Origin of the sequence: Fusibacter sp. 3D3 (assembly GCF_001748365.1) — a bacterium.
Classification (GTDB): domain Bacteria; phylum Bacillota; class Clostridia; order Peptostreptococcales; family Acidaminobacteraceae; genus Fusibacter_A.
Genome location: NZ_BDHH01000011.1, coordinates 55,151 through 69,371, shown reverse-complemented (window position 1 = coordinate 69,371; position 14,221 = coordinate 55,151). Strand labels below are relative to the sequence as shown.

Genomic DNA, 14,221 nt, shown 5'->3' with positions numbered 1-14,221 from the left:
TAATCCTTGAGGAGATGTCCCCCACTTCTCTAAGTGGGGGTTCATATGCCTAATTCAGTGGGCGTGCAAACGCCCACTGAATGCAATCCGATAGGGATTGTGCAAGTGTTACGAAGGTAGCGAAGCGGACTGAGTATACGCTTTGATTCAGTACAAGTTCAAAAGGAGGCACTACTATGGTCAATGTGATCGATCAGCTTAAATCTTATACAGAAACACTTTGGATTAATCCAAACCTCAAACCTTTTTTGGAAGCAACTTCACAGATTGATAAGATGGAGGTTCCATTTCCTTCTCTTAGTGATATTAAAGACGCCGATGCACGGCTTAGACGATTTGCACCTTTTTTTGAAGTAGCATTTGAAGAGACAAAGGCATCAAACGGTATTATCGAATCGCCGCTGCTCTCTATTGAAGATTATCAAAAAGCGGTCATCACTTTTATTGGCGGTCGCATCTTAGGCGATTGGTTTTTAAAAGCAGATAGCCACTTACCCATTGCAGGCTCCATTAAAGCCAGAGGTGGCGTATATGAAGTCATCAAGTTTGCAGAAAAACTCGCACTAGAAGCAGGTCTAATCACTTTAGAAGATTCTTATGAAAAATTCTTATCTGAACCTGTAAACGCACATCTCTCACAGTACTCTATTGCTGTTGGCTCTACAGGTAACCTTGGGCTCAGTATCGGTACCATCAGTCGTGCTCTAGGCTTTAAAGTCAATGTTCATATGTCACATGATGCCAAACCGTGGAAAATTCAGATGTTAAGAGATAGAGGCGCCAATGTAATTCTCTATGATTCTGATTATTCAAAAGCCGTTGAAGAGGGCCGCAAAATGGCTGATCTTGATCCTTACTGTCATTTTATAGATGATGAAAACTCACTTGATCTCTTTACGGGGTATGCCGTGGCGGCACTTAGACTTAAAGAACAATTTGAAAAAATCGGACACCTTATTGATGAAGAACATCCACTCTTTGCTTACTTACCTTGTGGGGTCGGTGGCGCTCCTGGTGGCATTGCTTATGCTTTAAAACTCATATATGGAGATGCTGTTCACATCTTCTTTGCAGAGCCAACTCACTCACCTTGCATGCTCCTAGGTATGTCCACAGAAAAATATGACAATATTTCTGTAAATGATATTGGTATAGATAACAAAACCATAGCAGATGGTCTCGCTGTTGGCAGACCTTCAAAACTTGTGGGTAAAGTCATGAGTCCCCTTTTAAGCGGCATCTATACCGTTTCAGACGAAAAACTTTATCGTATGCTTTATCTTATGGCCGCATCTCAAAATCTTGGCCTTGAGCCTTCAGCACTAGCAGGTGCCATTGGTCCGATTAAGCTTTTCTATGATACAATGGGCTTCAACTATCTAAAGGAACATAATCTATTGGATAAAATGGAACATTGCACCCATCTCTCTTGGGCAACAGGTGGCAACCTTGTGCCTGAAGAGATCATGGAAGCGGATATTGCCAAAGGCCAAGATTCTGATCTTATGACACTTTAAAGTTTATAAATAATCACCTAATATATAAACAAAAGCTGATCCAATCACTTTCTTCGGAGACCGGTCCTCAGCGTTACGCTTGAGGAGCTCCTGCAAAAGTGAATGGTTCAGCTTCTGTAAACTGTAATATCTGTATCTCATATTTTGAACGATTATGTTGCTTAAGGATTTTTAATAACCTTAGATCTTATTCATAAACTTCTTCGTCATTTACGAAAGTTCAATTTTAACTTTTTGATTTTCTAAGATCGCTTTTAGGGTCATACCCTCTTTGATGAGCTTACGGATATAGAGTTCTGCAATTTCATCTTCAATGAGTTTTTGAATAGTCCTTCTAAGCGGTCTAGCACCATATTTATCATCAAAACCTTCACTTAAAATAAGGGCTTTTACTTCATCACTGACTTCAAGTTTCATATGCTTTTCACTGACTTCTTCTTTCACTTCGTTAAGTTGCAAATCAATAATTTTTCGAAGCTCTTCCTTATTAAGCGTTCTAAACACAACAATATCATCAATTCGATTTAAAAATTCTGGTTTGAAAGTTTCTTTAAGCATCTCACGAATTTTATTTTCAGCTTTGAGATCAGATTCACTTCCAAAGCCAATGCCACTCGATTTCAGGTTTGTCCCTACATTGGACGTCATAATCAACACTGTATTTTCAAAGAAAACAGTTCTCCCTTGACCATCGGTCAATCGTCCATCTTCAAGTATTTGCAGCAATACATTAAAAATATCTGGATGTGCTTTCTCAATTTCATCCAGTAAGATGACTGAATAAGGGTTGCGTCTCACTTTTTCAGTGAGTTGTCCACCTTGCTCATAGCCCACATACCCTGGAGGCGCACCAATTAATTTTGAAACCGTATGCTTCTCCATAAATTCAGACATATCCACTCGAATCATTGCATCTTCTGTTCCAAAGAGTTCTTCTGAAAGTGCTCTTGCAAGTTCTGTTTTGCCTACACCTGTTGGTCCTACGAACACAAATGATGCTGGCTTTCTTCTCTTTCTAAAACCAGAACGATTACGCCTAATTGCCTTTGCGATTAATTCAATCGCATGCTCTTGGCCAATCACACGACGGTGCAATCTATTTTCAAGTTCTATGAGCTTTTCAGCTTCTTCTTCCGTAATCTTCTGAACAGGGATCTTGGTCCAAGCTTCTATGACATAAGCCACATCTTCAATTGATAAAGTGACTTCATTTGAAGATTTTTGAATACGCTCTATCTTTTCCTGTAGCTTGAGTTCATCCACTCTGAGCTCAGCTGCCTTTTCAAATAACCCGCGTTCAGTGGCCTCTTCTCTGATATCTTCAAGTCTAGACAATTCATCTTCAAGTGCTTTGACTTCCACCAATCCATGATTTTTTAGATTGGCTCTTGACCCCGCTTCATCGATGACATCGATTGCTTTATCTGGTAAGAATCGATCTGTAATGTAGCGTTCAGAAAGCTTGACGGCAGCTTCAATAACCACATCAGGAATAAAGACTTTATGAAAACTCTCGTAATAATCCTTAATACCCATGAGAATTTCGATACTATCTGACACATTCGGTTCATCTATGATCACAGGCTGAAAGCGTCTTTCAAGCGCCGCATCTTTTTCAATATGTTTTCTGTACTCTTCCATTGTGGTTGCACCTATGATTTGAACTTCACCACGTGCAAGCGCAGGTTTTAAAATGTTTGCTGCATTCATTACACCACCGTGAACTTCACCAGCACCCATGATATTATGCACCTCATCAATGACCAAGATGATGTTGCCATGTTGATTTGCTTCATTGATAATTGCCTTCATTCGACCTTCAAACTGCCCTCTGAACTGTGTCCCTGCGACGATAGCCGTCATATCCAAAAGATAGATTTCTGTTTCAAGCAATTTTTCTGGCACTTGTTTATCCACAATTCTCACAGCAAGCCCCTCAGCTATGGCCGTTTTACCCACACCTGGTTCTCCGAGTAAAATAGGATTGTTCTTGCTTCTTCTATTTAATATTTGAACCACTCTATCAATTTCTCTATTACGACCAATAATACGATCTATCTCGCCCTTTTGAGCTTTCTCTATCAAATTGGTACCAAATTTAGGTAACGATTTTAATTTCATTTTTTTTACTTTTTGACTTGATCTACGCTTATGCTCTGCCCCTTTAAGCCCTGACTCATCCTCTTCATGGTGATCGCCTTCATGATCATGATCATCAAATGCTTCTTCAAATTCGTTCTCTTCATATACTTCATCGACTTCATCAGCCTCCAAATCCTCTTGATCAAAATTCATCAAGTTCATAAGCGGATTGTCTTCATCCTGAGAAATATTATCAAAGAGTTTATTCATTTGCTTAGACAGATTGTCCATCTCTTCGGGGCTGAGATTGATCTGATTCATAATTTCATCCATAACGGGATAGCCCATCTTCTCAGCACATTCAAGGCATAAATCTATATATTCAGTCTTACCATTTTCTATTTTAGCAGTACGCATCATCGCAACATTTTTATTACATACAGAACATTTCTTCATGAGTTATCATCCTTTATTATACGACTTCGAACCTTTTCTTAACCTCATTATACACTATTTTTATTTTGTAATCGCTCATAAACCTTAAATTTTTTATGAACACTTATGCAGTTGCTTTTCTTTACTCAATTGCTTACAATAGGGGTATCAAGCGTATACTACTTTATTTTAAGGAGGATCATATGGATCAAAACACCAACAAAATAATGTCTCTCAAAATTAATCGAACTTTAAAAAATCTCGAAAAGAATCAAATGAAGGCCCATTATATTGAGTCCATCTCAGAACTGAAACCGCTTATTAAGTCACTTCTATCTCCAGGTGATATTGTCGCAGTTGGGGGTTCTCAAACGTTATTTGAAACAGATCTTTTTGAGATTTTACGCTCGGGAGAATATGAGTTTCTGGATCGATATGCACCGAATCTAACACCAGAGGCCATAAGACAAGTTCACAGAAGCGCTTTTTCTGCAAACGCCTATTTGATGAGCACAAATGCACTTACTGAAAATGGTGAACTGTACAATGTCGACGGCTCTGGTAATCGCGTCGCAGCACTCACCTATGGACCAGATCGAGTGATTGTCATCGCTGGAATCAACAAGCTCGTCAGAAATCTCGATGATGCTGTACATCGGAACAGACAAATAGCCGCGCCAGCAAATTGTACAAGACTCAATTGCAACACCCCTTGTGTTGTCACTGGCGAATGTCAAGACTGCATGAGTCCTGGTCGTATTTGCTGTCATTACGTAACGACTAGCTATCAACGCGTTAAAGATCGTATACAGGTTATCCTCGTAGGTGAGCCCATCGGCTATTGATCTATTTACCCCTATTCACATGGCAGTACTCATTTTTAGAGCATACTGCTTTTTACATACAAGCCTCTTCGAATTGTGATTTTAACATCTGATGCAATATTCTGTGAAGTGCAATGATATCACTCATAGGCAAATCTAAACACTTGGCAAGTTTTAAGGGGATATCTTTGACCTTTTCTCTCAATTGCCAGCCTTCTTCTGTCAAATTTATCTTAACAGACCTCTCATCCGCCACATACCTCGCCTTAGTGATCAGTCCTCTTTTTTCAAGTTTTTTAAGTAAAGGCGTCAAAGTCCCCGAGTCCAGATATAAAGTTGCTCCAAGCTCATTTACTGCAATGCCATCATTTTCCCAAAGAGATAACAATGTGATGTATTGTGTATAAGTGAGTTCGAATGGTTCTAACAAAGGCTTATACAAGCGTGTGGTCATTTTGGAAGCTGCATAAAGTGGAAAACACAATTGATTTTTTAATTTTAATTGATCATAGTCCATGGGATCACCTCATTATTTAAACGCAATTTAATTTTGTGCAATTTAATTATACGCACTATTTAAAGGGCTGTCAAGATTTTAAAAAGCTTTAAAATGAGAGTTGACAAATGAATGCCAAACGCTTATAATCATTTTATACAATTCAATTGCGCACAATTTATTTTGAGGAGGACATTATGTCACTATATGATATTAAGGTAAAAGACATCGATGGCAACGCGGTCGATTTAAACCAATTTAAAGGCCAAGTTATGATTATCGCTAATACTGCAAGTAAATGTGGATTTACACCACAGTATAAAGATCTTGAGAAAATTTATAAGCAATACAAAGAAAAAGGACTCGTTATATTAGGAGCACCCTGTGATCAATTTGCCGATCAGGAATTCACGACAAATGATGAAGTGAAATCATTTTGTGAACTGAACTACGGTGTTACATTTCCCCTATTTGAAAAAATGGATGTAAGAGGTTCATCTGCTCATCCGTTGTTTAAATATTTAACAGAAAAGGCACCTTTTAAAGGTTTTGACAATAGTCAAGCCAGCCATAAAATGCTTGAAAAAGTACTCGAAGAAAAGTTTCCTGAAATGTTACACGGCGACAGCATCAAGTGGAACTTCACCAAATTCTTAGTGGATCAAGAAGGCAATATTGTAAAACGTTTCGAATCTCCAGTTGATCCGCTGGATATGATTGATGATATTGAGCGTTTGCTTCAAATATAATCCCCTTTACACATAATGCCCCACTGGCAAACCGCTTAAGCAGGGTCTTCCACAGTTCGCGAGGACTGGACCCGAAATAAGAGGTTTACTAGTGGGGCATTTATTTGTCATAGGCTCCTCATAGGCTCAATTTGAGTCGCATTTCACAGGACGTTTAAAAAAAGTCACATACGCAAGCTGCGTCATGATTATCATAACCACGAGTACCAGTAATCCTATCAGTATATTATTTTTAACAAATAAAAATTGTGCACCCGCAATCAATGCGCATAATCCCATTAAACCGAAAACAGGGGCTGGATTCTTATTCCCTGCTGAACTAATCTCTTTAGAAAATGGCAGTTCAAGGGCTGTCATTTTATATCTGAGTAACAACATGAAAAAGCTCATGACATCTATGATCAACAATCCAACAAGAGAGGTCCACCCACATAAAATCAGAAAAAACACATTAATTAAAAGCATTCCTGGTAACATGTATTTGATATAATAAGCCTTGATGGCGCCTGAAAATATAACGCGTTTATCTTCAATCGGAAAGCTATCATAGATAAAAGAAGCTTCAAATTTTTCGCTGTATTGTAAAAACTCAAAATTAGAGATAAACATCACAAGTGCCCAGTAAGCATTTAGATACATCAAAGAGCCATTCATACCTGCAAGTGCACCTTCTATACCACCGCTTCTTCCTAAAAAAGGTAAAATCATAATGAGTGGAAATACATAACCCAGTGCTTGATTGGGCAAAATCATCAGTTTTAACTTTCGGTCTCGACTTAGATTTGCGTCTGCAAATTTAATAAAAGCACGTTCCTTATGATCACTTGCAATCAAATTGTAAATAAAGGTCTTAAATTTCTCTTTAAGTGAATTTTTAGGCACAAAGACCCCATCTTCTATTTGAAGTTTTGAAAGATAACTTTCGTATCTCGGTAAAATCCACTTGATTAAAGCACTCCCAGCAGCGACTGGTACCACTATTGATAAAGCCGCCATGATCAGATAAGCTCTCGTGAAGTCTCCCTCTACCAGGACTTTAAACATTGAGGCATACCATGCTGGTGGTAAAAGATAAGTCCACCATTTGATGTGGATCACGAGCTCAAAGTTGACGAATTCAAATATTCTGCCCACAAGCTGATAAGAAATCATCGTGATTACTGAAAGGGCGATCTGAAAAACATTGATGATATCTTTGAGTTTTTCACCACTGAAGCGTTCAAGTAAAATACTATAGAGAATTGTAGTCACAAACACAATAAACAATGAGAGCAACACCAGCATAATGGCAAATCCTAATACAATCATAGGTCCAAACTGTATCGTCAATATAACAATAGAAATCACATTGAGCGCTAGGAACAAACTGATCATGTAGTAAATAACGTGAATCAATCTCGATGCATTCATGGTTTCAAGTCCAACGGGTTTAGTCAGTATAATATCTTTATCTCTCGTATCCAATAGAACGCTTGAAAAATCAGAAATCATAAACAAAACCATAAAAAAGAGGTCCATAGCTGTAATGATAGAGATCTTGTAAAAGAGATCAAATGGAACAAACATAATCATCCCAATAAAAAATCCAAAAAAACCTTGCATCAATAGATTTGCCTTCATCCCTGTGAGTTTCTGTTTCTTACCAGCACCCATGGCACTTGCCTTGCGGTTATCTAAAGTCAACTTCAAAGACAATATGGTAACGAGATCATCAAAATTGACTGATGCGTTTTTAAAAACACCTTTAAATTTCATCAAGAGTTTAATTAGCAAAAAATCTTTTTTCATCTCACACCTCTTGTTGTGTCATCGGCTCTAACGCATCACGTTCATGGACAGCATCCAGATTAATCGTATCCACTAAAGACTTCGCAATGACTTCATGTTCATTGAAACCCGTCAGTTGGTTAAAAATATCTTGCAGAGAACCTTCTTTGCTCTTTTCCTTAAGCATCTCAAAGTTGCCGTCTGCCACTATAACGCCACCATTGAGCACAATAATCCGATCACTGATTTTTTCAACCACTTCCATGATGTGCGATGAATAAAAGATGGTTTTGCCTTGCTCCGAAAGCAACTTGATCATCTCCTTAAAAACCATAACACTGTTCGCATCAAGCCCACTAATCGGTTCATCAAAAAAGAGAATATCGGGATCATGAATTAGACTCGAAATAATCAGTAACTTTTGTTTCATGCCTTTTGAGTAAGACGAAATACGATTGTAAAGCGCTTCCTTAATTCCAAACAATTCGAACATTTTTTTTGCTTTATACACCACGAGATCAAGATCCAATTTGTAGAGTTCACCAATAAAGATGAGATATTCATAACCTGATAAGCTGTCATAAATAACTGCAACCTCTGGCACATAGCCAATGCGTTGCTTGTACAATACTGCATTTTGTTTAATGTTTTCACCAAAGATTTCCACATCACCTTCATAACTTTGAATCATGCCGAGCATAATTTTTACAGTCGTACTTTTTCCCGCGCCGTTTGGTCCAATATAGCCAATAATCTGCCCAGGCATTATTTCAAGATCAATGCCTTTTAAAACATAATCGGCTTTTTCGCTATATCGCATTTTTAAATTGGTCATTTTTATTACTGCATCCATTTTTATCACTGCATCCATTTTTATCACTCCTATGTACTTATTTAAATCAATTTTACCATTTATTGCTTATGTTTTTAATCATTTTTGATTAAAAAACCATTAAGTTCAGGTTAAAGGGATATATCTGATATTAAAAAGGACCCAAGGCTGCGCCTTGAGTCCACTATTGTCATTCACTTAACTGTCAACGCTTTAAGTTATAAGGGTTATTTCTTAAAAATTCCAAGTGGTTTGCCCACTGGTAAGAATTCTCTTCCAAATGTATGGTTTAATACATTTGCACCTGACCCATAAAAACCAACTAAAGCAATAAAAAACTCACTCCAAGCAGCGATTTCATGACCTATTTCAATCCCCCAAATGATACTCATACTTAATCCTAAAAATAAGAAATCAATGAGAATAAAAATAATCATCAAGACTTTATTTGTTTCTAAAGAGCCTATCGTCATGAAAACCGAGAAAATCAAATATCCTAAAAACGCAAAACCCAATTGTTTCGGATCAGCACTTTTAGCCATTGCTTCACCAAAAACACCATTTGTTATCATCCAAGACATTGCCACTGCAAGCCAAAAGAAGCTGTAAGCTCCAAATGCAGTTGCTCCGAATACATTTCCTTTTTTTGCATCGTTTACACAAGCATATATTTGTGCACAAGCACCTAAAAATATAGCCCAAGGAATGATAAATGAAGTGCCCGTAGTCCAGCCCAATTTCTGTGTCGATGCAACAAATGTGATCATTGCAAGTCCAAACAACCCCAAAGCTGACGGGTCTGCTGTAAAGATTTTTCTTTCGTTTTGATTCACGAATGTTTCCTCCCTAATTTTAGTTTCCATTAACAATACTGCCCGTCATAGATTATCACATACAGGTTTAAAAATCAATGCTTACACCAGATATTTTCAACAATTAGGGTGGACTTTTTGAATAAAAAAGCGTATATTGGAATATAAATTAATGAACCGTTATTGAAAGGACGTAAATTATGAATATTGCAGCATTTTTAGACATAGATGGTACGCTCTATCGCAACTCGTTGATGATAGAGCACTTTAAAAAACTTGTGAAATACGAAGTCGTAGATCCTGGTTTATGGCATACAAGTGTCAAAGATGCCTTTGTGGAATGGCGCAAACGCGTCGGCGAATACGAGGATTATATGTTAGAACTTGTGGACATCTACTATGAAGCCCTTAAAGGAAGACGTGCCGCTGACCTCGAATTTATTTCTAACCAAGTCATCACCTTAAACGGCGATATTGTTTATAAGTATACACGCAATCGCATCTTATGGCATCAACAACAAGGCCACAAAGTCTTTTTCATCTCGGGTAGTCCTTCTTTTCTTGTGGGGAAAATGGCTCAAAAATATCAAATTGATGGTTTTAGAGGCACGGATTATCTCGTGGATGAAGAAGGGAGATTTACAGGTGAAGTGGTTCCTATGTGGGATTCTGTAAGCAAAAATAAAGCCATTGATGCCTTTGTTAAAGAATATGATATTGACCTCACCCAAAGTTACGCTTACGGTGATACCAACGGTGACTTATCTATGTTAACACTCGTCGGACATCCTATTGCCATCAATCCTGCAAAGGAGCTTCTGCTCAATATCAAACATTCCCCTAAACTCAAAGAAACAGCAACCATCATTATTGAGCGTAAAGATGTGATCTATAAATTAGATGCAGATGTTGAAATCATATCAGAAAGTGATTTATTTTTATAACCCTTGAGGAGATGTCCCCCACTTCTCAAAGTGGGGGTTCATATGCCTAATTCAGAAACGCCCGCTGAATGCAATCCGATAGGATTGTGCAAGTGTTACGAAGGTAGCGAAGCGGACTGAGTATACGCTTTGATAATTTTTTGATATCCATTGACAGATTACAATTGCATGCGCTAAAATACATTTTATTCCCCTTTTGGTAGGGGCTATTTTTTTAGGAGGCACTTTCATTATTATGATAACAAACATTAAAAACCACATGAACTGGTCTTGGCTTATTATTATCGCTTTTTTTATACTCAGTACCATTGACATTAGGTTCGGGATATTGTGCATGACAATGCCTTTAATACACGGCTTACAAACCCGCTATTTGATTTTTAGCCCATTCTAGAAACAATTGATACTGATTAACTTCATGAGTTGCATCTACAATCTTAACAGACGACATTGTAAGTGTACTTAACTCTTCAGGCTCTGCTTCAAATGAAAATTCATGTGATGCATTCCCTACAAATCTCGCATGATAAGCATTTTTACTCACGGCTTCAACCTGACACAGAATCATACCGCCATCGTTAAAAACTTCTATCCATCTCTGAAACCTGTTTTGATCTCTTGCATATCGCGTTACACTTGAAGTCATACCCGTACCACAAGATTTCGTAATACCAACGCCTCTTTCAAAAGTCCTCACATAAAGTTTATCTTCATCGAGAACCGTGCAAAAGTTTACATTGACACCCAGCTCAAATGGAGAATCCGAACTGTTTGCATAGCCCCCGATTTCGAGAAGCACAGTGTCATTTGGAATTGCTTTTTCTTGTATACTCACCACATGCAAGTTAGAAATCGTAAAAAATTCGAAATCATATGAATACTTTGAGCTAAACTGAGTTTCAAGAGCTTTGGATTGCTCAGTCTTCCCAAAGGCTATAACGTTGTTTAATAAGATTTCATAGCCCTCTAAATGCGGATTGAAATCTGAGACACGCTTAACCGAGTACTCTGCCTGAGCGGTTTCGACCTTTATTGCATCTATGCCCATGTCGTCTAAAACATATCTGCCAAAGCATCTTAAGCCATTGCCGCACATCATGGCCTCTGTACCATCCGCATTGAAAATACGCATTTTCACATCTGAAGATTCACTCTCTAGTACAAACATCACGCCATCCGTTCCAAAAAGGGCACAGAGTTTTTCGGTGATTTGATGACGCGTTACTTGTTCCCCTTCGTAAAGGCCTTCAAATTTTTTAGGCTCTTTGCGTTCATCAATAATGATAAAATCATTTCCAGTGCCTTGCATCTTAAAAAACTTCACGCGTAGTCCTCCTTTAAAATCATTTTGAGCTCATAAGTATCTCTTCGGATAGATTGAGTCAGAGGTAGTTGAGTTCTAATGTGGCTCACTTCATCTAAGTCAATTTCGCCAAAGAGATAGCCCTCTTCATCGCTTAAGCGGCCGATGACTTCCCCCCAGGGATTGACGACGATAGAATTGCCATATGAGATATAGTTTGACTCATAATCCCGTGCTGGTGCACATCCCACAGTAAACACTTGTTGGTCAATGGCTCTTGATCTGAATAAAAGTTCCCAATGCGCTGGCCCAGTGGTCATATTAAAAGCTGCTGGATAAATAAGCATCTCAGCACCTTGCTCCGCCATAAGTCTTGCAAGTTCTGGAAACCTAATATCGAAACATATAGCCACACCGATCTTGCCAAATTCAGTTTCCACAACAGTTACAGATTTTCCGGCGGTTAGAGTTTCTGCCTCACTAAAGTACTGCCCATTAATAATATCAATTTCAAAAAGATGCATTTTTCTATGCTTGCCAATTGGATTGCCATTTGGTCCAAAAATGTAAGTCGTGTTATAAATTCTATCGCCTTCGGATGCCACCTCTAATTCTGGGATCGATCCCGCAATAAGATAGATTTTTTTCTTTTTAGCAATTTCAGACATTTTTTGATAAGTGTCCCCACCCTCTACTTCTGCATATGCTGGAAAACGGTGTGTTTCATATGGACAGTTAAACATCTCGGGCAAAACAACAATATGTGCACCTTTATCTGCCATATAGGCAATATTCTCAATCGCTTTATGAACAGAATCCGCTTTAGACTCACTGACCTTCATTTGGATGACACCTAAATTAAATTTTTGATTCACTTGTGATCACCTCATTTATGATATCAATTCTCCAAGTCTACAATCTCTTTAATCGCAGATACCAATCTGTCATTACCTGCAATAACATTATACTTCTGTTCTTCTTCTTTAAAGTAAAATGTGCCCCCAGCTTCTTTAATGATGAGCATACCTGCTGCCAAATCCCACTTTGCAAGACGCAATTCCCAAAAAGCATCTAAGACTCCCATGGCAACCAAGCAAAGATCATATGCCGCGGCTCCCAATCTTCTAACCCCCTTGGTTAAAGGAATCATCTTTTGAACATTTTCACCATTATTATTACGGGCTGTAGCACGATTATATGGAAATCCAGTTCCAATAACAGCTCTGTCTAATTGATTACAAGCAGAGCCATGAATTCTTTCACCATTAAGATAAGCACCGCACCCTTTTTCTGCATAGAAAAGTTCATCTAACATCGGTACATAAACTACACCAAAAACAGCTTCCGTTTCATGCCATCGTGCAATTGAAACTGCAAATATAGGGTGTCCAATACTGTAATTTGTCGTCCCATCTAGAGGATCAATAATCCACTGATAACCACTTTTTTCGCCTTCTGGAATATAGAGTCCTTGTTCCTCAGAAAGAATCTGATCCAATGGAAATAGACGTTGAAGCTGATCCACTATAAATCGATCACACATCAGATCTACTTCTGTAACGAGATCCACTGCACTGCTTTTCGTCTCAATTTTGAAAGAAGCCGTCCGAAAACTTTCCCTTTGAAGCTCTCCTACAACTTTTGAAATTTGAATCACTTCAATATATTCTGGGCTTATTGCATTATCTAAAATTTGATTTAAATCAGACATATAAACTCCTCTTAATCCTCTTTGGGCATATTACTTGCTTTCCCAGTAATATTTTCTGGTTTAATTTCTATAATCATCGTTTTTTCAAAACTGCCTTCTGCATATTTATAACCACTTTCAGTAAAATCCAAAGCATACTTATCGATAAACATTTTAAGGGGCGAAATTGTCCCTTCACCTGTTACAAGAAAAGCGTTTCCAAACACCGTTACACTTTCATAAAAACTTGTGAAGCGCTCTGCGATGACACCGTGTGTTTTGACGATATTAAAGCTCACTTTAGGCTGTTTTAATATCGCTTCAAGTTTTGCACCTGCTTTTGCACAATGAATGTATATTTTTTCATTTTCATAAACATAGTTCATAGGGACACCATAAGGATATCCAGATATATCAAGTACACTGAGAACACCATATTCACCGGTTTTAAGGATTTCTATAATGCGTTCCTCAGACATTTGTTTTTCTTTTCTTCTCATTTCTTTAAACATGTTATCCTCCTTTATATGCATTCTTATCCACACTTTTAACCCGTTTACACACATTTTTTGTGGATAACTTTATGATTTTACACTTTTAGTCCACAATTATCCACTTCTGCTCACATTTTAATCCACAGCAGAGAACCTGTATTAATGATACACTCAAATTTCTGACATTTCAACATTTTAATAAATTGTAAATTATCTTCTATATGTGTTTAAAACAAATATAAAATGGCATTAATATAACACACGTCGTATAATAAA

At 37.8% G+C, this 14,221-nt stretch carries 13 protein-coding genes; 4 read left to right on the top strand and 9 right to left on the bottom strand.

The features are described 5' to 3' along the window. The first annotated feature begins 176 nt into the window (after positions 1 to 176). Complete coding sequence (locus F3D3_RS13395) at positions 177 to 1,517, top strand: D-serine ammonia-lyase (protein WP_069874675.1); 1,341 nt, start codon at positions 177 to 179, stop codon at positions 1,515 to 1,517. 210 nt (positions 1,518 to 1,727) lie between these two features. Here F3D3_RS13395 and F3D3_RS13390 read toward each other — a convergent pair whose 3' ends face one another. Next, positions 1,728 to 4,055, bottom strand: a complete 2,328-nt coding sequence (locus tag F3D3_RS13390) for an ATP-dependent Clp protease ATP-binding subunit (protein WP_069874674.1) — start codon at positions 4,053 to 4,055, stop codon at positions 1,728 to 1,730. Positions 4,056 to 4,237: 182 nt separating this feature from the next. On the opposite strand from F3D3_RS13390, the gene F3D3_RS13385 reads away from it, so the two are divergent. Next, positions 4,238 to 4,879 (top strand): lactate utilization protein, encoded by a 642-nt coding sequence (locus F3D3_RS13385; RefSeq protein ID WP_069874672.1) that lies wholly within the window; start codon positions 4,238 to 4,240, stop codon positions 4,877 to 4,879. A gap of 52 nt (positions 4,880 to 4,931) precedes the next feature. Here F3D3_RS13385 and F3D3_RS13380 read toward each other — a convergent pair whose 3' ends face one another. After that, positions 4,932 to 5,375, bottom strand: coding sequence for a MarR family winged helix-turn-helix transcriptional regulator (locus F3D3_RS13380; RefSeq protein ID WP_069874671.1), 444 nt, complete (start codon positions 5,373 to 5,375; stop codon positions 4,932 to 4,934). 176 nt (positions 5,376 to 5,551) lie between these two features. Here F3D3_RS13380 and F3D3_RS13375 point away from each other — a divergent pair, with 176 nt between their 5' ends. Next, positions 5,552 to 6,103: a glutathione peroxidase gene (locus tag F3D3_RS13375; protein ID WP_069874669.1), complete on the top strand. Its 552-nt coding sequence runs from the start codon at positions 5,552 to 5,554 to the stop codon at positions 6,101 to 6,103. A 126-nt stretch (positions 6,104 to 6,229) separates the two neighbouring features. On the opposite strand, the gene F3D3_RS13370 is transcribed toward F3D3_RS13375, so the two are convergent. The 3 genes from F3D3_RS13370 to F3D3_RS13360 all read right to left on the bottom strand — a co-directional run bounded on the left by F3D3_RS13370 (position 6,230) and on the right by F3D3_RS13360 (position 9,565). Next, positions 6,230 to 7,891, bottom strand: coding sequence for a hypothetical protein (locus tag F3D3_RS13370; RefSeq protein WP_069874668.1), 1,662 nt, complete (start codon positions 7,889 to 7,891; stop codon positions 6,230 to 6,232). A 1-nt stretch (position 7,892) separates the two neighbouring features. Next, the gene (locus F3D3_RS13365; protein ID WP_084389029.1) at positions 7,893 to 8,741 is read right to left on the bottom strand and encodes an ABC transporter ATP-binding protein; all 849 of its coding nucleotides are present in this window, start codon (positions 8,739 to 8,741) and stop codon (positions 7,893 to 7,895) included. A gap of 188 nt (positions 8,742 to 8,929) precedes the next feature. Then, complete coding sequence (locus tag F3D3_RS13360) at positions 8,930 to 9,565, bottom strand: GPR1/FUN34/YaaH family transporter (RefSeq protein WP_069874666.1); 636 nt, start codon at positions 9,563 to 9,565, stop codon at positions 8,930 to 8,932. A gap of 149 nt (positions 9,566 to 9,714) precedes the next feature. On the opposite strand from F3D3_RS13360, the gene F3D3_RS13355 reads away from it, so the two are divergent. After that, positions 9,715 to 10,458, top strand: a complete 744-nt coding sequence (locus tag F3D3_RS13355) for an HAD-IB family hydrolase (protein WP_069874665.1) — start codon at positions 9,715 to 9,717, stop codon at positions 10,456 to 10,458. A 358-nt stretch (positions 10,459 to 10,816) separates the two neighbouring features. On the opposite strand, the gene dapF is transcribed toward F3D3_RS13355, so the two are convergent. The 4 genes from dapF to F3D3_RS13330 are packed head-to-tail and all read right to left on the bottom strand — an operon-like array spanning position 10,817 to position 13,963. Next, positions 10,817 to 11,782 (bottom strand): diaminopimelate epimerase, encoded by a 966-nt coding sequence (gene dapF / locus F3D3_RS13345; protein ID WP_069874661.1) that lies wholly within the window; start codon positions 11,780 to 11,782, stop codon positions 10,817 to 10,819. After that, positions 11,779 to 12,603, bottom strand: coding sequence for a carbon-nitrogen hydrolase family protein (locus F3D3_RS13340; protein WP_069874828.1), 825 nt, complete (start codon positions 12,601 to 12,603; stop codon positions 11,779 to 11,781). Before F3D3_RS13340 ends, dapF begins: the two co-directional genes overlap by 4 nt. A gap of 56 nt (positions 12,604 to 12,659) precedes the next feature. Next, positions 12,660 to 13,472, bottom strand: a complete 813-nt coding sequence (locus F3D3_RS13335; RefSeq protein ID WP_084389028.1) for an inositol monophosphatase family protein — start codon at positions 13,470 to 13,472, stop codon at positions 12,660 to 12,662. An 11-nt stretch (positions 13,473 to 13,483) separates the two neighbouring features. Beyond that, on the bottom strand, positions 13,484 to 13,963 hold the full coding sequence (locus F3D3_RS13330; RefSeq protein ID WP_069874659.1) for a pyridoxamine 5'-phosphate oxidase family protein: 480 nt from the start codon (positions 13,961 to 13,963) through the stop codon (positions 13,484 to 13,486). Between the last annotated feature and the right edge of the window lie 258 nt (positions 13,964 to 14,221).